Below are 21,460 nucleotides of genomic sequence, written 5' to 3' on the forward strand. Positions count from 1 at the left end.
TCGCCGAAAGCCCATACACGATGTAAGGGATTGAGCGGGTGAGCCTTGATGTAGGACTCACCCATTGAGGAGGAGTGGATCGGTCCTGAATGTGACGAAAACGTGGCGGGACACCTGGCGCGGGCGATCAGGGGACCCGCGCCGGGCTCGCCTCCTCCTCCAGCAGCGCACGCGCCTCCTGGATGTCGGGCGAATCACCTTCCCCAGCAAGCGACTCGAGCAGCCTCATGAGGAGCTGCCGGCTCAGCTCTGGCTGGCCCTGGTCCCGGAGCAGACGCCCCAGGCTCACCGTGGCACGCAGCTCGAAGAGACCGGACGCCTGCGACCGCGCCACCGCAATGGCGCGGAGGAAGCTGTCCTTCGCCTCGGCTTCCCTTCCCGCGGTCCTCAGAAGCTCTCCCCTCAGACGATGGAGCTCGGCCTCGCAGCCGCGCTCCCCCGTCGTCTCCACCCAGTCCAAGCCCTGGCTCACCGCCCGCTGGCCTTCCTCCAGCTGCCCCAGCTTCAGGTGGAACCCCGCGAGCACCGCGCAATTGTTGGGCATTCCCGCCCGGACGCCCCGCGCCAGCCATCGCTCGATGGCCTGCTTCAACTCCTCGAGATGATCCTCGGGCCGGCCCAGCTCGGCCAAGGCCCAGATCCGGATGAGCTTCGACCAGGAGTTCCACAGCCAGAAACCCCGCTCGCTGGAGATGGCGATGGCCTCGTCCGCCCATTTCAAGGCGAGGTGTACGTCCCTGCGGAACTGACTGGCCGCGGCCAGATAGGTCAGCGCATAGGCCATGGTGTGGGGGTGGCCGATGCGCTGGGCCAGTTCCACGGATTCCCGGGCACGCTGCCGGGAGCGCTCCGGCTGGCCGAGCATCGCAAGCACGATGGAGGTATGGGCCAGCGCCGACGTCAGCGGATTGGTCAGGTACCGCACCGCCAGCGCCCGGTGCTGCTCCAGGTCGAAGTGCGAGACGGCCATCGCATGCTCGAAACCTTCCAGGGACTCCCGCAGCCGTCCCCAGAAGAAGAAGTCGGTGGCCATCATCCGGTACCCCTGCGCGAGCATCTCCTGGTTGTGCTGCCGCCGGCCCAGGTCCACCAGCCACTCCGCCAGCTCGTGGGCCAGCGGATATTCCGCCCGCGCGAAGTGGTAGGAATAGATGCCCCAGTACGCCAGCTCCAACCGGGGCAGCGCCTCGCCCACCTGGTAGAAGAGCTCACGCACCCGAGCGAACGTGCGCTCCACCTCGGGGGCGAGGTAGCCCCTCATCTGCACCAGGACAATCCCCAACCCGACCTGGATCTGCAGTTCCTGGCGGCGGCGCTCGTCAGAGTCCGGCAGGCGCCGCAGCAACTCCAGCGCCCGGGAGAGATAGCCCACCGCTTCCTGATTGGCGTATTGCAGGGCCGCTTGCCGCCCGGCCTGGGCCCAGTAGTGGAGGGCCGGCACGAGCTCCCCCGCCTCCGTGTAATGGTGCGCGAGCACCTCGGGCCGCTCCTGGACCTCCTTGGGCGAGTGCTCCGCCAGGGCATGCGCGATGCGCAGGTGGTACTGGCGCCGCGTACCCCGTGACAGGGACTGGTAGGCGGCATCCTGGATGAGCGCATGCCGGAACTCGTACGCGGGCGAGCCCGGCTCGCTTTGCTCCTGCAGCAGCCCCGCGTCCACCAGCCCCGAGAGCTCGCGCTGGAGCACCGCGTCGCCATGCACCACTCCAGGCTCCGACAGCGCCGAGAGGAAGGAGAACGTGAAGCCGCGGCCCACCACAGCGCACAACTGGGCCAGCGTCTTCTGGCGCGAGGGCAGCAGGTCCAACCGAGCCAGCAGCAGCTCATGCAGGGTGATGGGGATGGGGCACTCTGGCCCACCACAGGCCGCTGGAGTCAGCTCCAGCACCATCCGCGTCATCTCCTCGATGAAGAGCGGAATGCCATCCGTCCTGCTCACCAGGTATTGAATCATCTCGGCCGGCAGGCCCCTTCTCCCGGCAACCTCCTTCACCAGCGTTGACGCCTGCCCCGCCGGCAGGCGCTCCAGGGTGAGTTGGTGCTCCCAGGGATGATGGCTCCAGGACGACCGGAACTCCGGACGGGCACTGAGGACGACGAGGATTCTCTCGCGCTCGATGGAGTCGAGCATGTAGCTCAGGAACTCCAGGTGGGTGGAGAAGGCCCAGTGCAAGTCCTCGACGGTGACGAGCACCGGCCGCTCCCTGCTCCGTTGCAGCAGCAGGTCGCGCAACGCCTCGAAGGCCTGATCCCTGCGCCGCTCGGGGGTGAGCAGATGCAGGGGGGAGCCCTCGGGCAGGGGCAGGGCCAGGAGCTCGCCGATCAAATGCGCCTGCTCGGCCGAGACGCCACGCGTCCCCAGTTGCTCCTCCAACTCTTTCAGTTGCTGCTCTGGAGTGCTCTCTCTGGACAGCTGGACCACGTCCTGGAGGAGATCAAGCACCAGCGAATGGGCGCGAGCATTGAAGCGGGACCAACACTGGAGGTGGATCCACGTGGCCTCAGCCGAAGAGACGTGCTCACGCAGCTCGAGGATGAGACGGGACTTGCCTATCCCAGCCTCTCCCCGCAGCAGCACGCAAGCGCCCTGCCCTCGCCGGGCCCATTCCCACAGCTTCAGCAACCGGTCCAGCTCACGCCTGCGCCCCACCAGCGGGGTGAGCCCGCCCGCGGCAAGCGCCCGCTCGATCCGGGTGGCCCTCGGCACCTCTCGCAGCACACGGTGGACTTCCAGGTGGACGGTCCCGGCCAGCCCTTCGAAGCTCCGCGTCCCGAGCGGCTCGGTGACGAAGCCTCCGAGCACCAGCCTCCAGGTCGTCTCGCCGATCACCACCTCGCCCGGCTGGGCCTGGCGAGAGAGCCAGGCGGCAATACTGGGGGCCTCTCCGTGCAGAGTCGGTGTCCGTTCCCTGGAGTCCGACGAGGCGTCCTGCAGCACCACCTTGTCCGTCCGGATGCCCACGCACACGGCCAACGCGGCAGGCAGGTACGGCAGCCTCCGCCGCAAGACGGCCGGCAGATTCCTGACGAGGTGCAGCCCCGCGAGCACTGCCCGCTCCGAGTCGTCCTCTCGGACCTGATGGCACCCGAAACAGGCCAGCAGCCCGCTTCCCATGTACTGAGGGGGAGAGCGGCCCCCGTGCTGCTGGATGATCTCCGTGCAGGTCTGCTGGAAGACGGTCTCCAGCTCGCCCAGATCTTCGACATCGAGCCGTTCACCGGAGCCACCACCGAGCCCCGTGAGCCTGCAGGACAGCAACGTCACCTGACTGCGCTGGGACTCGACAGAGGGGGACTTCGCCCCCGCGGGCTCGGACTCCGAGGTCAGCAGAGCCTCCAGCTCGCGCACCTCCTCGCGCAGCTCCCGAGCCGTCTGGAAGCGCCGGCCTGGCTCCTTGGCCAGCGCCGTGGCCAGCAGCCCCTCCACCTTCCGAGGGACCTCCGGGCAGTAGTCGCGCACCGAGGGCATGGGGTCGTCCGAGCTCACGAGGACGCGCAGCTCCTTGCTGCTGGCTCCCTGGAAGGGAAGCCTCCCGGTGAGCATCTCGAACAGCACCAAACCCGCCGCCCAGATGTCGGTGCGCTCGTCCTGCGGCTCGCCCCTCCATTGCTCTGGTGCCATGTAGGCCGGCGTTCCCGCCGCGAGCAGCCGCTGGGAAACGGAGGCATCGTTGCCGCTCAGGTGGGCCAGGCCGAAGTCGAGCAGCTTCACCACGCCCAGACGGGAGATGAAGACATTACTGGGCTTGAGATCCCGGTGGATGATGTGTCGCTGGTGGGCGTGATCCAGCCCCGTCGCGATGGCCTCCAGGATCTCCAGAGCACGCCGCAGGCCGGGCTTCCGCTCCTGCTTGAGGAGCCCCGCCAGCGACTCTCCTTCCAGACACTCCATGACGAGGAAGGGAATACGCGGCTCACCCGGTGCGCTGTGCCACTCGGCCACATCGAAGATGCGGACGATGTTCTCGTGGTCCAGCCGAGCGATCGCTCGCGCCTCTTGAAGCGCCAGGCTGGTGAATCCCCGGTAAGGCAAGAGGAACTTGAGTGCCACCACGCGCTGCAGCTCCTCGTCCCACGCACGGAATACCTGGCCCATGCCTCCATGCCCGAGCTCCCCGCGGATCTCGAACCGCAGACCATCCCTGCCGCCGAGCCGCTCCTTGGATAGCGGCAACCTTGGCCACGGCTGCAACGCGAGAAGCTCCTTCACGATGGAATCATCGAAGTCCGAGCGCGCCGACCCGACGTCCTGTTCGCTCGTGAGCGGAGGAAGAGACCCGCCGTCCTGGCTGGATTCCTTGCGCATTCGAGCCCCCAGCTCCTTCCAGGCGCCAGCTCCGAAGAGAGCGCCTCAGAATGGAAGCTATGAATGCGGCAAATAGAATGTCACGTCTCACTCGGAGACAGATCACGAGCGCGACCAGGCAACGGATCGCACGAATCAGCTCCTGGTTTTGTTGAGGAATTGAAGCTGGTGGCCCGCGCACCACAATCCTGCTGGGTCGCGATGAGATTGCTCCTGTAGCTTCGTTCGAGAAAGGAGCATTCGACATTGGCCCCATCCGATGATGACTCCGATTCCAAGCCCCAGCTCAGTCGCCGCGCTTTCTTCAAGGGCGCGGGCGCATCGGCCCTGAGCGTCACCCTGACTCCCTCCGCGGCTGGAGCAGCGAACGCCTCCCCGGCGGTCGTGGGTCCCGAACCTTCCTCGCTGACCCTCTCCATCAATGGCCGCACCGTCACCGTCCAGGCCGACCCCGCTACGACGCTGGCCGAGCTGCTGCGCAACCATCTCGGCATGACGGGCACGAAGATTGGCTGCGACCGGGGCGCCTGCTCAGCTTGCACGGTGTGGCTCGACGGCGAGGTGGCCGCGAGCTGCATGACGCTGGCCTTCGACGCCCGGGGCCGCAAGGTCACCACCATCGAGGGGCTCGCCAAGGGAGACGAGCTCCACCCGGTCCAGCGCGCCTTCGTGGAGAACGATGCGATGCAGTGCGGGTTCTGCACTCCCGGAATGGTGATGAGCTGCGCCGCGCTGGTGGATCGCAACCCGAAGTGCACGCTGGATGACGTGAAGCAGGCGGTCAGTGGCCATCTGTGCCGGTGCGGCACCTATCCCAACGTCTTCAAGGCAACCCTGGCGGCGGCCAAGGGCGGCGGAAAGGCAAAGGGGAACAGCTGATGCAGGACGTCAAGGACACCACCGATCCCCGGGCTTCCAACAAGCCCTCAGGCGAGCGGCCTTCTCCCACTCCCAACCCGGGACCCTCCCGGCAGCAGGCGCTCCCGTATGGGATTGTCGGCGAGGGATTGAAGGAGGTCACCCGGCGGGTACCCGAGGACGAGCCCCCTCCCCTCCCCGAGAACGCGAAGCTCAAGTCCATTGGCAAGCCGGTCTCGCGTCTGGATGGCGTGGAGAAGGTCACCGGCAAGGCCCGCTACACCTTCGATGTGCAGCTCCCCGGAATGCTCTGGGGCAGATGGGTCACCGCACCGCTGCCCCATGCGCGCATCAAGTCCATCGACACCTCGGAGGCCGAGCGCTACCCGGGCGTCCGTGCCATCCACATCCTGGAGCGCCTGCTCTCGTCCGCGCAGCTTCGCGATCCCAAGGCCGAGCAGGGCAATCGCTACCCCACCGTCCGCTACGCGGGCCAGCCCATCGCCGCGGTGGCGGCCCACACTCCCCGAGCCGCCGAGGCCGCCGCGAAGCTGATCAAGGTGGAGTACGAGCCCATCCCCCATGTCTGCCAGCTCGAGGAGGCGATGAAGGAGAACGCGCCTCGCGTCTTCCCCGGCCCCACCGAGCAGCCGGCGACGGCGGGAGGCGGCGGCGCGCCCCCGGGCCTTCCCCAGAGAGGCAACGTGCGTGGTCCCGACTCGAAACCCCTCGGCACGCCGGGCGCGCGCGGGGACGTCGGCAAGGGGCTTCGCGAGTCCGACGTGGTGGTCGAAGCGGAGTACCGGACCCAGGTGCAGACCCATGTGCCCATGGAGCCGCATGGGCTCGTCGCCGATTGGCGGGACGAGGTGCTCACGCTCTACGCCTCCACCCAGTTCGTCAACAGCGTCCGGGAAGAAGCGGCCGAGCATTTCGATCTGCCGAAGAGCAAGGTCCGGGTGATCAGTGACTTCACCGGCGGAGGCTTCGGCGCGAAGTACGGGATTGGCAACTACGGGCTGATGGCCATCCACCTCTCGCGCAAGGCTCAGGCGCCGGTGCGGATGATCCTGGATCGCCGGGATGAGCACGTGTCGGGCGGCAATCGTCCGAACAGCATCCAACGGCTCAAGCTGGGCGCGAAGAAGGATGGCACGCTCGTCGCGCTCCAGCTCCACTCCTATGGCACTGGAGGTATCGCCGGCGGCGCGGGCGTCGGCTTCTGCCACGCCACCCTCTACAACTGCCCGAACGTGCTGGTGGAGCAGTACGACGTCTTCACCAACGCCGGCCCGTGCGCCGCCTTCCGGGCACCCGGCCAGGTTCAGGGCATCTTCGGCCTGGAACAATCCATGGACGAGCTGGCGGAGAAGATCGGGATGGATCCGCTCGCGCTCCGGGCCAAGATCGACATCTCGGGGACGGATGACTGCCTGGCCCGGGCCCATGAACGCCGAGTGGGAGCCGAACGGATCGGCTGGAGCAAACGGCGGCCCGCGGGCGCCGACAAGGGACCCATCAAGCGGGGAATCGGGTTCGCCCAGTCCCAGTGGGCCTACCTGGTCCAACCGAGCACCATGTGCGAGGTGCGCGTGTCGGGGGATGGCTCCGTCGAGGCCTTTAGCAGCACGCAGGACATCGGGACGGGGACGCGGACCATCCTGGCGCAGGTGGTGGCCGAGGAGTTCGGCCTGCGCCCCGAGGAGATCGGCGCCCATATCGGTGATTCCCGTTACCCGATGGGGCCCGCCTCCGGAGGAAGCCGGGTCACCAGCTCTCTGACTCCGGCTGCCCGCAACGCCGCGTACCGCTGCGCTCGTGACCTGGCCTCACGGCTCGCCCCCCTCCTCAAGGCGAACGCGGACGAGATCGTCTTCGCCGATGGCAAGGTGATGGTGAAGGGTAAGGCCGGGTCGGCCATGCCGTTCCGCGAGGCGGTCAAGAAGGCTGGCTTCGCGGAGATCTCCCAGCAGGCCGGGCGCCGTGACGACTACGAGGGGTACGTGATGTCGACCCCAGATTTTGCACTCAGTCGGCATGGAATCGGCGGCGTGCAGTTCGCCGAGGTCGCGGTCGACACCGAGACCGGCATCGTCAAGGTGGAGCGGGTGGTCGCGGTGCATGACTGCGGGCGCCCCATCAACCCCAAGCTCACCGAGAGCCAGATCTACGGAGGCGTGACCCAGGGCGTGAGCTACGCCCTCTACGAGGAGAGACACCTGGACGCCGCGAGCGGTCACCAGCTCAACGCCAACGTGGACCAGTACAAGATCGTCGGCTCGCGCGAGGTGCCGAAGATCGAGGTCATCGTGCTGGAGCAGCTCGGGGCGCAGTCCTCGACGGATGCACGCGGAGTCGCCGAGCCCGCCAACGTGGCCACGGCGGCGGCGGTGGCCAATGCCTTCTACAACGCGACGGGCAAGCGCATTCGGACGCTCCCGATGACGCCCGCGAACGTGCTCGCGGCGCTGCGCGGCTGAGACGAATCGGAGGATGCATGCAGAGCTTCGAGTGGGTGGATGCTGAATCCGTGGAACAGGCCGTCTCGCTGCTGGGTGAAGGCAACGAGCGCATGCCGGTCGTCGCGAAGGCCGGCGGCATGGACCTGTTGGATCTGATGAAGGGAGGCGTGGTGATCCCCCACCGGGTGGTCAACCTCAAGACCATCAAGGGACTGGACGGGGTGCGCTTCGACGCGAAGCAAGGGCTGGAGCTCGGTGCCCTGGTGACCCTGGCCCGGGTGTCACGGGAGCCCGAGGTGCGCCGCCGCTATGTGGCACTCGCGGATGCGGCCGAGCACGCCGCGACGCCTCAGGTCCGCAATGCCGCCACGATGGGAGGGAACCTGCTCCAGCGGCCCCGCTGCTGGTACTTCCGGAATGACTTCTTCCACCAGGCCAGCGGCGACGACGTCGAGCGGGTCCGCGCCGGGGAGAACCAGTACCACGCCATCTTCGACAACCAGCGCACGGTGATGGTGCACGCCTCCACCCCGGCCACGGCCCTGGTGGCCTACGGGGCCTCGGTCGAGCTGACCGGCCCCGGGGGCAAGTCGCGGGTGGTGCCCATGTCCACCTTCCTGCTGCCGCCGGACATGAAGCGCCCGACCGACACGATGATCGCGCCCAATGAGCTGCTGACACGCGTGATCATCCCCGCTCCAGCCGCGGGAACGAAGGCGGCGTACCACAAGCAGGGCGAGCGGGAGAGCTACGACTGGCCCATCTGCGACGTCGCGGTGGTGCTGCAGATGGATGGGAAGACCGTCCGGCAGGCGTCGATCGCTCTCGGCTGGGTCGCGCCCACTCCCCGGCGCTCGGCGGAAGCGGAGAGGGTCCTCGTGGGGAAGACGCTCAACGAGGAGCTCGCGCGGCAGGCTGCGAAGGCCGCGGTGAGTGGAGCGACACCGCTGTCCAAGAACGCCTACAAGGTCCCGGTCCTCGAAACGGTGATCCGGAGGACGGTGCTCGCCGCGGCGGCCGCCTGAGGAGACGCATGGACTCGAACACCGAGCAGAAACCGCCGCGCGTCTGCCGGCGCTTGCGTTCGAAGGGAACGCCCGGCATCCGGTACGACGCGGCGGTGGACTGGGACGTGGGCTACACCTCGACCGCGACGTTCTGGTGCGTCTCGACGGGCGAGTGCGTCGGGCCCGACGACGACCAGGTGCATCCGCACGTCTGCGGCGAGGCTCGCGTCTGCTTCCGCGCTCCCACCGATGAACCGGCGGAGGGAGCGCGGGTCCTGGAGTGAGCGCCCTCCTCCGGGACGTGGCCTATGGAGGAGGAAGGCCGCAGGTCTTGTCGGCCAGGCAATGATCGGAAGTTGCCGGGACGCCACCCGAGCTCGGCCAGGGAGGTGCGGACCGCGCACCGTCTCCTGAGCGGCCAAGGGCAGGTCTCAGGTATCCGCTGGCGATCGCGCTCCTGTGAGGGGAAGTCCTTGGCACGCTGCAATGTGATGAGGATGAAGCAGACCCATCGCAGCAACCGGACGTGCATGCTTCTGCCCTCCTCATCGGCGTGCGTAAACCCTCACCCCAGCCCTCTCCCAGAGGGAGAGAGAGTTTTGCGCAGCAACTCCACGGTCCTCGCCATGTCCTCGGGCAGCGGAGACTCCAGCGCTCTCGCCTCCACTCCGGGCAGCACCGGCCACTCCAGCCTCGCCGCGTGCAACGGCGTGCGCGCCAGCACCTCCTCCTCCCCTTCCCCGCCTACGTCCTTCGCCTTCAACGGCTCGTCCCGCCCGTACTGGTGATCCACCAGCAGCGGGTGCCCTTCCGATAGCAGGTGCACGCGAATCTGATGCGTCCGCCCCGTCATCGGCTCGGCCTCCACCAGCGAGGCCGCCGTGAAGACCTCTACCGGCCTCACCCGCGTCCTCGAGGGCTTCCCCTCCTCCCCTGGCCTCGCCACCCGCATCCGCCCCTTGCGCGCCGGCACCAGCGCCGCGTCCACCACCCGCGGCGCCTCCACCCGCCCCTCCACCAGCGCCAGGTAACGCTTGCGCACCTTCCCGGACTCGAACGCCATCGACAGCGTCCGGTGCACCGCGGGCTCCAGGGCGAACACCATCACCCCCGAGGTGTCCCGATCCAACCGGTGCACCACGTACACCTTCCGCTTCAGCTGCTCCTCCAGCACCTCGCGCAGCGACGGGCCTCCGCCCTCACCACGTCCGGGGATGACCAGCATCCCCGCGGGCTTGTCCACCGCGAGCAGCCCCGCGCCCTCGAAGAGAACGCGGACGCCGCTCACTCGTAATCCGAGGCCGGTACCACCGTCACCGGCCCCAGCCCCGTCAGTTGCTTCTTCACCTCGGACGCCTTCCCCACCAGCACGATCAGCGGCGGCTGCGCGAACAGGTACTTCGCCGCCACCTCCACCGTCTCCTTCGCCTTCACCGCCAGCAGCCGCTCCCGGAACTTCTCCACCCAGTCGTCCCCGAGCCCGTGCACCCGGATGTCGCTGATGACCGAGGCCACCGACTCGTTCGTCTCCGTCCGCAGCGGGTACAGCCCCGCCAGGTAGCGCTGCGCCTTCTTCAGCTCCGCCGGGGTGATGCCCTTCGCACGCACCTTCGCCACCTCGGCGAGCGACACGTCGATGATCTCCCGCGTCTTGTCCGTCTGGGTGAACGTGGAGATGCCGAACACGCCTCCCGCGTTCAGCATGTCGAAGTAGCTGTGGATGCCGTACGTCAGGCCGCGCTCCACGCGCACCTCGTTCACCAGCCGCGAGGTGAACCCACCGCCCAGCACGTTGTTCATCGCCGCGGCCGGGAAGTAGTCCGGATGGCCCACCCGGAAGCCCGGCCCGCCAATGCGCACCTGCGTCTGCGTCTGCTCCGGCTTGTCCACCAGCAGCACCCGCCCCGTGGCCAGCGAGTCAACCGGCGGCAGCGCCACCGGTGCCTCCGGCCCGCCCGCCCAGCCCGCGAAGGCCTTCTCCGCCTCCCTTGCCACCACCTCCGGGCTCACCGCCCCCACCACCGACAGCAGCGACACCCGAGGGCCCATCTGCTCGCGGTGGAAGCGCACCAGGTCGTCCCGCGTGAAGGACCGCACGTGCGCCGAGCTCCCCCCCACGTCATGTCCGTACGGGTGGGTGCCCCACAGCGCCCGAGTGAATGCCCGGTCCGCCACCACTGACGGATCATCCAGGTCATTCGTGAACCCCGCCAGGGCCCGCTCGCGCGCCAGCTCCACCTCCCGCTCCGGGAAGGACGGCTCGCGCACCAACTGCCCCAGCACCGACAGCATCTCCGGGAAGTGCTCCGCGGGCGTGGTGACGAACAGCGACAGCACGTCCTCGCTGCTTCCCACCGAGAAGCTCGCACCCACGAACTCGATCGTCTCGTCGAGCTCGTCCGCGCTCATCTTCGCCGTGCCCCGGCGCATCAACCGTGCGGTGAAGTCGGCCAGGCCGTGCTTGTCCGCCGGCTCCATCGCGCTGCCAGCACGGATGACCAGCCGCATGGCCACCAGCGGCAGCACTCCGCGCTCGGCGGCCAGCACCTTCAGCCCACTGGATGTGGTGCTCTCGTGCAGGGCGGGCAGCGTCACGGCGACCGGAGCGGGCGTGCCCTTCTTCTCCGTCCCCTTCTTCGCCGGCGGCTTCTTCGCCAGTGTCTTCTTCACCGGCGTCTTCTTCGTGGCTCGGGTGGCCATCTACTCGGCGTCCTTTCCGTCAGCGGCTTCGTCCGCGGCTCCATCCGCGGTGGGAGTGAGCGTCACCACCGAGCGGCGCTCGGGCGCGAAGTACTTCGCCGCCACCGCCTTCACCTGCTCGTTCGTGACGGCCGCGTACACCGAGGGCAGCGTCAGCCCATCCCTCCACGAGCCGAGCAGCACCTCGTAATGGCCCATGGCGTGGGCCCGCCCACTGTTCGTGGCCAGCTCCCGCAGGTGGTCCGCCCGCAGGTTGTTCTTCGCCTTCTGAAGCTCGCGCTCCGTCAGGCCCTCGCTGGCCACGCGCGCCAGCTCGGCGTACAGCGCCTCCTCCACCTTGCGCGGCTCCGAGCCCGGCTTGAGCTCCAGGTAGACGATGATGGCGCCGGGATCCACCCTCCAGCCCCAATCCACCATCACCGACACGGCGAGCTGCGTCTCGTAGACGAGCTTCTTCACCAGCCGGCTGCCCTCACCCTTCGTCAGCGCGTACTGGATGATGTCCAGCACCAGCGTGTCCTCGCTGCGCCCCGCCGGGCCGTGCCAGGCGAGCATCAGCGCCGGAGACTGGGCCGGGTGGCGCACCTCGGCGCGGCGCTCGCCCTTCTGCACGGGCTCGGCGTTGAGCACGGGCTCGGGCTTGGGGCCCCGGGGGATGTCTCCGTAGTAGCGGCGCACCAGCGCCAGCGTCTCCTTCGGGTCAATGTCCCCGCAGATGTAGAGCACCGCGTTGTTGGGCGCGTAGTACGTGCGGAAGTACTGCTCGCAATCCTGGCGGGTGATGTTCTCGATGTCCTTCATCCACCCGATGACCGGCCAGCGGTACGCGTGCGCCTTCCAGATGAGCGTGCCCAGCTCCTCGTCCATCGTCCCGGTGATGTCGTTGTCCACCCGGACGCGGCGCTCCTCCATCACCACCTGGCGCTCGCTCTCCAGCGCGTTGTCGTTGATGCGCAGCGAGCGCATCCGGTCCGACTCCAGATCCAACACCGTCTCCAGCGCGTCCGAGGCAAAGTCCTCGTAGTACACCGTCATGTCCGTGGACGTGTACGCGTTGGAGCGGCCTCCGTTCGACTCGAGCACCTTGTCGAACATCTTGGGGCCGTACTTCTTGGCCCCGTTGAACATCATGTGCTCGAACAGGTGGCTGATGCCGGTGATGCCAGGGCGCTCGTTGCGGCTGCCCACCTGGAAGAAAGTGTAGAGGCTCACCACCGGCGTCTGGTGGTTGGCCAGCAGACGAACCCGGAGACCGTTGGACAGCGTGGCCTCCTGGACGTCGAAGAGGGACTGCAGGACGGGATCCGCCTTGCGCACGGCGGGGTTCGCGGGTGCCTTCGCCATAGGTATCCCACCGTATACACGGCTTTTCGTGGGGGGAAGCACGCGTTTCGGCCTCCGAATGTCGGGCATTCACAGTTGCTGCCCCCCGTTGGCAACCGGTGCTGGAGGAAGCGGGGTATGGAGCGCCCCAATGGAAACCCCATTCGTACCGCCCCTGGCCGAGCTGCTGGCCGACCCCCATCCCTTCTTCTCCGCCCTGCGCGAGGCTACTCCGGTACAGAAGGTAGAGGCCTTCATGGGCGCCTACGTCGTCACCCGCCATGAGCTCATCGGGCCCATCCTCAAGGACACCACCGTCTTCTCCTCGCGGATGATGGGGTTCGAGCAGGTGATGCCTCAGGAGCTCGGCGAGGACGTGCTCCGCTACTTCCGGGTCGAAAAGGCCCTCCTCTCGTCGGATCCGCCCCTGCACACGCACATGCGGACCCTGGTGAGCCGCGCCTTCACCCCTCGCCGCGTCGCCGAGCTCGAGCCCCACCTCCGGGAGATCACCCGCGAGCTGCTCGACACCATGCTCGCCAAAAAGGAGTTCGATCTCGTCGCGGACCTGGCGGCACCGCTGCCAGTCACCGTCATCGCCGAGCTGCTCGGCATCGAGCCGGAGCACCGCCTGGACTTCAAGCGCTGGTCGGATGCCATCATCCAGGCCGCCTCCTTCACCATCCGGGACAAGCGCCCGTTGGCCGACAGCATCCGGCAGCTCCAGACCTACCTGGAGTCCACCATCGAGCAGCGCCGCCGCATACCGCGCAATGATCTCATCAGCGCACTCGTCGAAGCGAGCGAGGCCGAGGGCGGTTTCCTCTCCACCCTGGAGCTCATCGACTTCGTCCGGCTGCTGCTCATCGCCGGCAACGAGACCACCACCAACCTGATCGGCAACGGCATGGTGGCCCTGCTGCGCCACCCCTCTGAGTGGGAGCGGCTGGTGGCGGACCCCTCGCTCATCCCCAATGCCATCGAGGAGATGCTGCGCTACGAAGGGCCGGCCCAGAGCATCCTGCGGATGACCACGCAGGACACGGAGATCGCCGGCGTCCCCATCCCCAAGGGTGCGCAGGTCATGCTCCTGCTGTCGGCCGCCAACCGCGACCCGCGCAAGTTCCCCGAGCCGGACAAGTTCGATGTGACTCGCGATGCCCAGGGACACCTCGCCTTTGGCCACGGCGTCCACTTCTGCCTGGGCGCTCCGCTGGCTCGGCTCGAGGCGAAAGTGGCCTTCGAGGAGCTCCTACGCCGAGTGCGTCGGGTCTCCTTTGCCCCAGGCCAGGAGGGCCATATTGCCTGGAGCGAGACCTTCATCGTCCGCGGTCCCCTGAGCCTCCAGCTGCGCGCTGAACGCCGTTAGCCCGCCCGGTGTCCGGTCAGGGGGGCATGCCGGGCTTGGGCACGGCATACTCCGGTCCTCCCCTGTCCGGAGCACGCATGGCCCCCGCCGCGCCCCCGTTGACCCCCGATTTCGCCGCCAACCCCTACCCCTACTACGCCTCGCTCCGTGAGGCCGGCCCGGTCCAGTTCCACGAGACCCTGTTGAGGGGCTGCTATGTCCTCAACCGTCATGAGGACATGGTCGCCGTCCTCAAGAATCCGCACCTGTTCTCCTCGAAGCTGATGGCGGCCGGCACGACGATGCCCAAGGAGCTTGGCGAGGACGCGCTCCGCTACTTCCTGGAGCCGAAGAGCCTCCTCGCGTCGGAACCGCCGCTCCACACGCAGCTGCGCACGCTGGTGAGCCGCGCCTTCACCCCCCGCCGCGTCGCCGAGCTCGAGCCGCACATCCGGGAGATCTCCCGCGAGCTGATCGAGGCCATGCTCGCCAAGGAGGAGTTCGATCTCATCGCGGACCTGGCCATGCCGCTGCCGGTCATCGTCATCGCCGAGATGCTCGGTGTCGAGCCCGAGCGCCGCCTGGACTTCAAGCGCTGGTCGGACGATGTCCTCCTGGCCTCCGCCATGCAGGGCACGGGCAAGGATCTGCCCCGGCTGAGGCAGAGCATCCTGGATCTCCATGCGTACCTGGAGTCCGCCATCGAGCAGCGCCGCCACACGCCGCGCAATGATCTCATCAGCGCGCTCGTCGAGGCGAGCCAGAGCGCGGAGGACGGCTTCCTCACCCCCCTGGACCTGATGGCCTTCACCCGGCTGCTGCTCATCGCCGGCAACGAGACCACCACCAACCTGATCGGCAACGGCATGCTGGGCCTGCTGCGCAACCCCTCTGAGTGGGAGCGGCTGGCGGCGAACCCCTCGCTCATGCCCAACGCCGTCGAGGAGATGCTGCGCTACGACAGTCCAGCCCAGGCCCTCATCCGCCTCGTGACCGATGACACGGAGATCGCTGGTCACCCCATCCCCAGGGGCGCTCGCGTCCTGCTGCTGCTGGGGGCCTCCAACCGGGATCCACGCAGGTTCCCCGAGCCGGACAGGCTCGATGTCACGCGAGAGGTCCAGAGTCACCTCTCGTTCGGCCATGGAATCCACTTCTGCCTGGGCGCTCCGCTGGCACGGATCGAGGCGAAGGTGGTTTTCGAGGAGCTCTTCCGCCGGGTGCGCCGCGTCGCCTTCGCCCCGGGTCAGGAGAGCAACATCCCCTGGAGCGCGGCCTTCCTGATCCGAGGCCCCAAGAGTCTGCGGCTGACAGCCGAGCGACACCAGCCCGCCCAGGCCGCCTGAGCCTCCCGAGATCCCTGCATGGCCCGCTACGCTTTCACCCTCTTCACCAGCGCCTTCCTGCTCTTCGGGGTCCAGCCGCTGGTAGGCCGGTACGCGCTCCCCTGGTTCGGCGGCACGCCCGCGGTGTGGACGACGTGCATGCTCTTCTTCCAGGGCGCGCTCCTGGCGGGCTATGCCTACGCGCACGCGAGTGCCACGCGCCTCTCGCCCCGCCGTCAGGTCCAGCTTCACCTGGGACTGCTCGTGGTGGCGGTGGGAGTGCTCGGGGCACGCGCGCTGCTCACGGGCTCCCCGGTGGCACCCGGGCCCGAGTGGCGCTCCACCGGAAGTGAAGCGCTGCTCACCGGCCGGCTGCTGGCGATGCTCGCCGTCACACTCGGACTGCCCTTCTTCGTGCTGTCCACCACCGCGCCCCTGCTGCAGAGCTGGTTCAGCCGCGCGCGGCCGGGCCTGTCACCCTACCGTCTCTACGCGCTGTCCAACGCCGGCTCACTGCTCGCGCTGCTGGGCTACCCCTTCCTCATTGAGCCCACCCTGACGCGCTCGGCGCAAGGCTGGGCCTGGGGAATGGGCTTCCTGCTCTTCACCGCCGGGTGCGCCGCGTGCGCGTGGGACGTGTGGAAGCGGGCCGCGCCATCAGCGTTGGAGCGGGAACCCGAGCAGAGTCCAGAGCAGGCAGCGGAGGCACAGCGGCCGGGCTCATGGCACTCACTGGCGTGGCTCGGGCTGAGCGCCTGCGCGTCGGTGCTGCTGCTGGCCACGACGAACCAGCTCTCGCGAGACGTGGCCGCCGGACCCTTCCTCTGGGTGCTGCCCCTGGGGCTCTACCTGCTCACCTTCATCCTCGCCTTCGAGCGCGAGTCGCTCTACCGCCGCACCGTTTGGGTGCCCCTGCTCATCATCTCGGTGGGCGGCGTGCTGCGCGCTCGATTCGAGGGTCCCCACTGGCCGCTGTCCTTCCAGCTCCTCGTGTACGGCGGCGCGCTGCTGGCCGGCTGCATGGTGTGCCATGGCGAGCTGTACCGCCTGCGTCCGGTGCCGCGCCACCTGAGCGCCTTCTACCTCCAGGTGTCCGCGGGCGGCGTGCTCGGCGGGGTGTTCGTCGGACTGGTGGCACCGCACATCTTCGACACCTATGGCGAGTACCCGCTGGCGCTCGCCGCATGCTGTCTCGTGGCCCTGGTGCCGCTGCTGTCGTCTCCCGCCAACGAGGGAGTCCTGCAGCGGCTGGGGCGGCTGGCCCGGGTATTCCTGCTCGCCGCCGGAGTGGTGGGGGTCGGCATTCCCATGCTGGACATCCGGCGCGAGGTGCGGGTCACCGCGCGCAATTTCTACGGCGTGGTGCAGGTGCTGGAACAGGGCGTGGGAGACCCGGAGATGCACCTGTTCGCGCTCAAGCACGGCACCACCACCCATGGCTTCCAGCTCGCCGAGCCCTCGCGCCGGCACAGGCCCACGGCCTACTTCACTCCGGACAGCGGCCTGGGGCTGGCCATCGCCGAGCAACGCCGGCTGCGCGAAGCCGAGGGGCTGTCTCCGGCCCTGCGCATCGGCGTGCTGGGCCTGGGCGTGGGCACCAGTACCGCGCTCGCGAAGGCCTCCGACGCGGTGCGCTTCTATGAGATCAACCCAGCCGTCATCGCGCTGGCCCAGGGAGAGGGCGGCTACTTCAGCTATCTGCGCGACACGCCCGCCCGGGTGGTGGAGGTGGTGCAGGGCGATGCGCGCATCTCCCTGGAGCAGGAGTTGGAGCGAGGCGAAGCGCAGGGCTTCGATGTGCTCGCGCTGGACGTCTTCAGCTCGGATGCCATCCCCATGCACCTGCTCACCCGCGAGGCCATGGCCCTCTACCGCACGCACCTGGCGCCCCGCGGCGTGCTGGCGCTGCACATCAGCAGCTCACACCTGGATCTGCAGCCCGTCACCCTCGCGCACGCACGAGAGCTCGGGATGCACGCCACGCTCGTCCTCACCCGCTCCCAGGGCGACACGCTGCGCAGCGCGTGGATGATCCTCAGCCCGGACGCGAACTTCTCCCGGGGCGACTCCTTCACCCGGACGGCCTCGCGCGTGCACCGCTTCGAGGCGACGGACGGACCGCCTCCCATCCTCTGGACGGACGAGCACCACAGCGTGTTACCCGTGCTCCGACGCGAGCCCCGCGAGCGGGAGTGACGGCCTCAGGCCCCGCTACGGCGCGGCGCTCGGCGGCTCGCCCACCGGCAGGAAGACCTGGAAGGTGGTTCCCTTCCCGGGCTCACTCTGGACCGCGATGCGCCCGCCCAGCTCGGTGATGATGCCGTGGCAGATGGACAAGCCCAGCCCCGTGCCCACCCCCTTCGGCTTGGTGGTGAAGAAGGCATTGAACAGCTTCTCCAGGTTCTCCGGTGGAATGCCCTCCCCCGTGTCCCGCACCGCCACCACCACCTGCCCCTCCTCGTACCGGGTGGAGACGTGAACCTCGTTCCCCTGGATGTCCCCGTGGGGGATGGCCTGGGCGGCGTTGATGAGCAGGTTGAGGAAGAGCTGCCCGAGCCTCGACTCGTTGGCGTGCACGGACGGCACCCCGCCGTAGTCCTTCACCAGCCGCGCGCGGTGGCGGATCTCGCTCCAGGCCATGTTCCCGCACAGATCGATCACCGCCTGCACGTCCACCGGCCCGCGCCGTTCATCGCTGCTGCGCGAGTAGATCTTCAGATCCCTGACGATATCCACCACCCGCTGGCTGCCGGACAAGGCCTCCTTCAGCGCGTCCCGGATCTCCTGCCCCCGCTCGCCCGCAAGCCCCTCGCCGGAGCTCGTCATCGCGGACAGCTCGTCGTCCACGAACTGCAAATTGCTCAGCATGTACGACAAGGGGTTGTTGATCTCATGCGCCACGCCAGCCGCGAGCGTTCCCAGTGAGGCCAGGCGCTCGGAGGCCAACAGCTTCTCCTGCACCAACCGGCGCTCGGTGATGTTGCGGGTGATAGACACCGTGGCCGGCTGTCCGTCGAAGAGCAGCGAGAGCGTCACTACCTCGCACAGCACCCGCCGGCCCTCATGATGCTGGAACATCACTTCGTGGGGGGCACTGATGCTGGAGGGCTCGGTGAGCGCGACCTCGCCCCCAGGCTGGACGAGCTCCGCGATGGGCCGGCCCCTCAGTACCGTCCCGCACGCATGGCCGAGCAGACTCGCGGCCGAGGAGTTGGCGAACACCACCGTGCCCTCGCGGTGGATGAAGATGGCATCCGGGGTGCGCTCGATGAGGGTGCGAAAGCTCTCCGACATGCGCCGCTGCGCCTCCTCGGCCTGCCGGCGCCGCCGCTCGCTGCGCACCCCCTGGAGAATGGCGCAGCACGTGGCCAGAAAGGGCTGGAGGAAGGCGATGACCGCGTCATCGTAGCCCCCGGGGCGGTTGGCGATGCCCACCATGCCCACCATCTCGTTGGCCGAGTGGAAGGGCAGGCCCAGGAAGCTGCACAGCGGCGGGTGGCCCTCGGGTAACCCTCCCCGACGGGGATCCACCGCCGGGGCGTTGGACACCACCGGCTGGCCGCTCGTCATCACGGCCCCGAACAGCGTCTTCAGGTTGGTGAACTCCAGGCCCTTGGGCGCCTCCCGGGCGTAGAACTCCCTCAGCTCCCCCGTCCAGGCGATGTTGGTGAGGGCGTGGGTGCGCAGCAAGGGCTCGCCCTCGGCCGTGCGCTGCACCTCGCCGATGAAGCCGTACTCGCTGTCCGTCAGCTTCAACAGCACCGACAGCAGCTTGTCGAAGATCCGGGGCATCTCGTGGCCCTGGATGAACTCCGTCTGCACCTCCGTGAGCGCTTGGAGCAGCAGGTGGCTGGCATGCAGCTCGTTCGCCGGGTCCCCCTTCCCGACCTTACCGGGGTGCCTGGACCACTCCATCCGTCCGCTCACCTGCTCTGCGATACCTAGCTTGTGCGAATTCGATACCGAGGATCCCACGGTTGGCAATGCCCCCTCCAACTCCATTGGCAGATTGGGAACACACTGGATCAAACAACTAAATCATTAGTTGCTAACCAACTAAGGCCTTAGTAGTTTGAAGCTCGGAGGTGACGGACCGTGACCAAGTCGTCGCAGAGCCCGGAGTCCAAGCCGCTCACGCCCGTGGAGCTGGAGTTGATGCACATCGTCTGGCGCAAGGGCGAGGTGAGCGTGGCGGACGTGCAGGAGGCGCTGCCGCCGGAGCGGAAGCTGGCCTACACGTCGGTGTCCACGGTGCTGCGCATCCTGGAGCAGAAGGGAGTGCTGCAGAGCCGGAAGGTAGGCCGAGGCCACCTGTACTCGGCGCTGCTGCCGCGCGAGGCCTACGAGGTCCAGAGCGTGCGCCACCTGGTGGAGACGGTGTTCGACGGCACGCCCTCGGCGCTGGTGGAGCGGCTGGTGGAGGCCGTGCCGCTCTCGCCCGAGGAGGTGGAGCAGCTGCGCGCCCTGCTGAACAAGAAGGGGCCCAAGTCATGAGCGCCCCCCTGAGAGCGCTGGCCACGGGCTACGTGAGCGTGGCGGTCCTCCTCACGGTGGGCTTCGTGCTGCTGCGAGCCGCCCTGGCGCTCATGAGTCGACTGGGGCTGCCCCTGTCGGCGAGGCAGACGCTGACGGCCGGGAGGGCGACGCTGGCCCTGGCGCTCCTGCTGCCCCCTGCGTGCATGGCCGTACGAGGGCTGGTGCCCACCGGGCCCCTCTTCACCTTCGAGCGCTCCGTGGTGCGGCTCACCACGCGGCTGCCAGAGCCGGCCTGGAGCCCGCGTCCAGTCGCCACCGCGCCCAAGTCCACCGAGACGCCAGCCCCCTTCCCCGTGGGCCTGGCCGTTGGGCTGCTGCTCGGGACGGCGGCGGGGGTGCACTGCGCGCGGCAGCTGCGCCAGCACCTGCGGCTGATTCGCCGGCTCGAGTCCCTGCCCCGCGTGCGCCAGGTGGGCCGCGTGGCCGTGGTGCTCAACGACGCGGAGGACACCGCCTTCTCCACCTGGTTCCCGAGGAGAGCCCCCCACCCCAGCGCCTGGGTGGCCGTGCCCTCCCGCCTCCTGGAGGACACTGAGGGCCTGCGGATGACGGTCCTCCACGAGCTGCAGCACCACCGCCAGCGCGACACCATGGTTGCCTACGTGCGCCTGGCGCTCGGCGCGCTCTTCTTCTGGAACCCCGTGGTGCACGCCTTCGGACGGTGGCTCGCCACCTGCCAGGAACTGGCCTGCGACGAGGCGCTCGTGTCCGGCGGCAAGGCCCGCCCGCATGACTACGCCCGGTGCCTGCTCGAGGCCGCGCTGCGCACCACCCACGCCCCACCCCTTCCCGCCGGAGTCACCGGCATGGCTCACCCCACGAAAAGGAGGATCGAAATGCTGTTCCAGCTGCGTCCCAGCCGTCCCCACCGCACCGCCGGACTCGTCGCCGCAGTGGCCCTCACCCTCGCCCCGCTCGCCCTCTGGGCCCAGACCGCCACGCGCAGCCGCACGGTGACGCTCGCCGAGGCCCAAGCGCTCGCCCAGTCCTCCCAGCGTGAGGGAGACGTCACCGTGGTGGTGGACGAGCAGGTGGTGGAGAAGCTCAACAAGTTGGTGGGCACGCCCAAGGGCCGCGCCTTCATGAAGAAGGCCATGGAGAACCTGGCCACCCACCGCGAGGCGCTCACCCGCACGCTGAGTGCCCGCAAGCTCCCCGAGGGCCTACTCGCCGTGGCGATGGTGGAGTCGGCGGTGACCAACATGCCGGAGGCCTCGAACCTGCCGTCGCTGGCGCCGGGTATGAGGGGCGCGGGGGTGTGGATGTTCATCCCCTCGACGGCGCGCCAGTACGGCCTCCGGGTGGACGCCGAGGTCGACGAGCGGCTGGACGTGGCGCGTGAGACGGAGGCCGCCGCGGCGCTCTTCTCCGACCTGTACGCCCGCTACAAGGACTGGCGCCTGGCGCTGGCGGCCTACAACCTGGGCGAGAAGAAGGTGGACCAGGTGATGAGCGAGACGGGCCTGCGCGACGCCAGCGAGCTGGCCCGGGGTGGGCACATCAACGATTACACCAGCACCGTGATGGCCGGACTCCTCATCCTGCGCAACCCGCACCTGCTCGACTGAGGGAGCCGCCCAGGGAGAAGTCCGCCC

The 21,460-nt window shown here is 68.5% G+C and carries 14 protein-coding genes; 9 read left to right on the forward strand and 5 right to left on the reverse strand.

Annotated features, from left to right (window positions below):
* Positions 1 to 127: 127 nt before the first annotated feature.
* Positions 128 to 4,306 carry a protein kinase domain-containing protein gene (locus OV287_RS28175; RefSeq protein ID WP_267537142.1) on the reverse strand — a complete coding sequence of 1,393 codons (4,179 nt, stop codon included), beginning with the start codon at positions 4,304 to 4,306 and terminating at the stop codon, positions 128 to 130.
* Positions 4,307 to 4,552: 246 nt separating this feature from the next.
* On the opposite strand from OV287_RS28175, the gene OV287_RS28180 reads away from it, so the two are divergent.
* The 4 genes from OV287_RS28180 to OV287_RS28195 are packed head-to-tail and all read left to right on the forward strand — an operon-like array spanning position 4,553 to position 8,917.
* Complete coding sequence (locus OV287_RS28180) at positions 4,553 to 5,185, forward strand: (2Fe-2S)-binding protein (protein WP_267537143.1); 633 nt, start codon at positions 4,553 to 4,555, stop codon at positions 5,183 to 5,185.
* Positions 5,185 to 7,644: a xanthine dehydrogenase family protein molybdopterin-binding subunit gene (locus tag OV287_RS28185; protein ID WP_267537144.1), complete on the forward strand. Its 2,460-nt coding sequence runs from the start codon at positions 5,185 to 5,187 to the stop codon at positions 7,642 to 7,644. The genes OV287_RS28180 and OV287_RS28185 overlap by 1 nt, the downstream gene beginning before the upstream one ends.
* A gap of 17 nt (positions 7,645 to 7,661) precedes the next feature.
* Positions 7,662 to 8,651, forward strand: coding sequence for an FAD binding domain-containing protein (locus OV287_RS28190; protein ID WP_267537145.1), 990 nt, complete (start codon positions 7,662 to 7,664; stop codon positions 8,649 to 8,651).
* 8 nt (positions 8,652 to 8,659) lie between these two features.
* Positions 8,660 to 8,917 carry a hypothetical protein gene (locus tag OV287_RS28195; RefSeq protein WP_267537146.1) on the forward strand — a complete coding sequence of 86 codons (258 nt, stop codon included), beginning with the start codon at positions 8,660 to 8,662 and terminating at the stop codon, positions 8,915 to 8,917.
* Between the two features lie 281 nt (positions 8,918 to 9,198).
* Here the strand turns inward: OV287_RS28195 and OV287_RS28200 are convergent, their stop codons facing one another.
* The 3 genes from OV287_RS28200 to OV287_RS28210 are packed head-to-tail and all read right to left on the reverse strand — an operon-like array spanning position 9,199 to position 12,677.
* Complete coding sequence (locus tag OV287_RS28200) at positions 9,199 to 9,921, reverse strand: RluA family pseudouridine synthase (RefSeq protein ID WP_267537147.1); 723 nt, start codon at positions 9,919 to 9,921, stop codon at positions 9,199 to 9,201.
* Complete coding sequence (locus OV287_RS28205; protein WP_267537148.1) at positions 9,918 to 11,333, reverse strand: M16 family metallopeptidase; 1,416 nt, start codon at positions 11,331 to 11,333, stop codon at positions 9,918 to 9,920. Before OV287_RS28205 ends, OV287_RS28200 begins: the two co-directional genes overlap by 4 nt.
* On the reverse strand, positions 11,334 to 12,677 hold the full coding sequence (locus OV287_RS28210) for a M16 family metallopeptidase (RefSeq protein WP_267537149.1): 1,344 nt from the start codon (positions 12,675 to 12,677) through the stop codon (positions 11,334 to 11,336).
* Between the two features lie 130 nt (positions 12,678 to 12,807).
* Here OV287_RS28210 and OV287_RS28215 point away from each other — a divergent pair, with 130 nt between their 5' ends.
* The 3 genes from OV287_RS28215 to OV287_RS28225 all read left to right on the forward strand — a co-directional run bounded on the left by OV287_RS28215 (position 12,808) and on the right by OV287_RS28225 (position 17,525).
* The gene (locus OV287_RS28215; RefSeq protein WP_267537150.1) at positions 12,808 to 14,025 is read left to right on the forward strand and encodes a cytochrome P450; all 1,218 of its coding nucleotides are present in this window, start codon (positions 12,808 to 12,810) and stop codon (positions 14,023 to 14,025) included.
* 77 nt (positions 14,026 to 14,102) lie between these two features.
* On the forward strand, positions 14,103 to 15,350 hold the full coding sequence (locus OV287_RS28220; protein WP_267537151.1) for a cytochrome P450: 1,248 nt from the start codon (positions 14,103 to 14,105) through the stop codon (positions 15,348 to 15,350).
* A gap of 18 nt (positions 15,351 to 15,368) precedes the next feature.
* Positions 15,369 to 17,525 (forward strand): spermidine synthase, encoded by a 2,157-nt coding sequence (locus tag OV287_RS28225; protein ID WP_267537152.1) that lies wholly within the window; start codon positions 15,369 to 15,371, stop codon positions 17,523 to 17,525.
* A gap of 15 nt (positions 17,526 to 17,540) precedes the next feature.
* Here OV287_RS28225 and OV287_RS28230 read toward each other — a convergent pair whose 3' ends face one another.
* Positions 17,541 to 19,244: an ATP-binding protein gene (locus OV287_RS28230; RefSeq protein WP_267537153.1), complete on the reverse strand. Its 1,704-nt coding sequence runs from the start codon at positions 19,242 to 19,244 to the stop codon at positions 17,541 to 17,543.
* A 180-nt stretch (positions 19,245 to 19,424) separates the two neighbouring features.
* Here OV287_RS28230 and OV287_RS28235 point away from each other — a divergent pair, with 180 nt between their 5' ends.
* Together OV287_RS28235 and OV287_RS28240 are read left to right on the forward strand one after the other, a co-directional pair.
* Positions 19,425 to 19,823 (forward strand): BlaI/MecI/CopY family transcriptional regulator, encoded by a 399-nt coding sequence (locus OV287_RS28235; protein ID WP_267537154.1) that lies wholly within the window; start codon positions 19,425 to 19,427, stop codon positions 19,821 to 19,823.
* Positions 19,820 to 21,433 carry a M56 and MltD domain-containing protein gene (locus OV287_RS28240; protein WP_267537155.1) on the forward strand — a complete coding sequence of 538 codons (1,614 nt, stop codon included), beginning with the start codon at positions 19,820 to 19,822 and terminating at the stop codon, positions 21,431 to 21,433. Before OV287_RS28235 ends, OV287_RS28240 begins: the two co-directional genes overlap by 4 nt.
* Positions 21,434 to 21,460 lie beyond the last annotated feature (27 nt).

It is taken from the genome of Archangium lansingense (assembly GCF_026626635.1).
Lineage (GTDB): Bacteria > Myxococcota > Myxococcia > Myxococcales > Myxococcaceae > Archangium > Archangium lansingense.

What these genes read in the sequence shown, in the direction of transcription:
- OV287_RS28175 (WP_267537142.1), bottom strand. Translation starts at nt 4,306, where the DNA reads ATGCGCAAGGAATCCAGCCAGGACGGCGGGTCTCTTCCTCCGCTCACG.
- OV287_RS28185 (WP_267537144.1), top strand. Translation starts at nt 5,185, where the DNA reads ATGCAGGACGTCAAGGACACCACCGATCCCCGGGCTTCCAACAAGCCC.
- OV287_RS28190 (WP_267537145.1), top strand. Translation starts at nt 7,662, where the DNA reads ATGCAGAGCTTCGAGTGGGTGGATGCTGAATCCGTGGAACAGGCCGTC.
- OV287_RS28195 (WP_267537146.1), top strand. Translation starts at nt 8,660, where the DNA reads ATGGACTCGAACACCGAGCAGAAACCGCCGCGCGTCTGCCGGCGCTTG.
- OV287_RS28205 (WP_267537148.1), bottom strand. Translation starts at nt 11,333, where the DNA reads ATGGCCACCCGAGCCACGAAGAAGACGCCGGTGAAGAAGACACTGGCG.
- OV287_RS28210 (WP_267537149.1), bottom strand. Translation starts at nt 12,677, where the DNA reads ATGGCGAAGGCACCCGCGAACCCCGCCGTGCGCAAGGCGGATCCCGTC.
- OV287_RS28215 (WP_267537150.1), top strand. Translation starts at nt 12,808, where the DNA reads ATGGAAACCCCATTCGTACCGCCCCTGGCCGAGCTGCTGGCCGACCCC.
- OV287_RS28220 (WP_267537151.1), top strand. Translation starts at nt 14,103, where the DNA reads ATGGCCCCCGCCGCGCCCCCGTTGACCCCCGATTTCGCCGCCAACCCC.
- OV287_RS28225 (WP_267537152.1), top strand. Translation starts at nt 15,369, where the DNA reads ATGGCCCGCTACGCTTTCACCCTCTTCACCAGCGCCTTCCTGCTCTTC.
- OV287_RS28230 (WP_267537153.1), bottom strand. Translation starts at nt 19,244, where the DNA reads ATGGAGTGGTCCAGGCACCCCGGTAAGGTCGGGAAGGGGGACCCGGCG.
- OV287_RS28240 (WP_267537155.1), top strand. Translation starts at nt 19,820, where the DNA reads ATGAGCGCCCCCCTGAGAGCGCTGGCCACGGGCTACGTGAGCGTGGCG.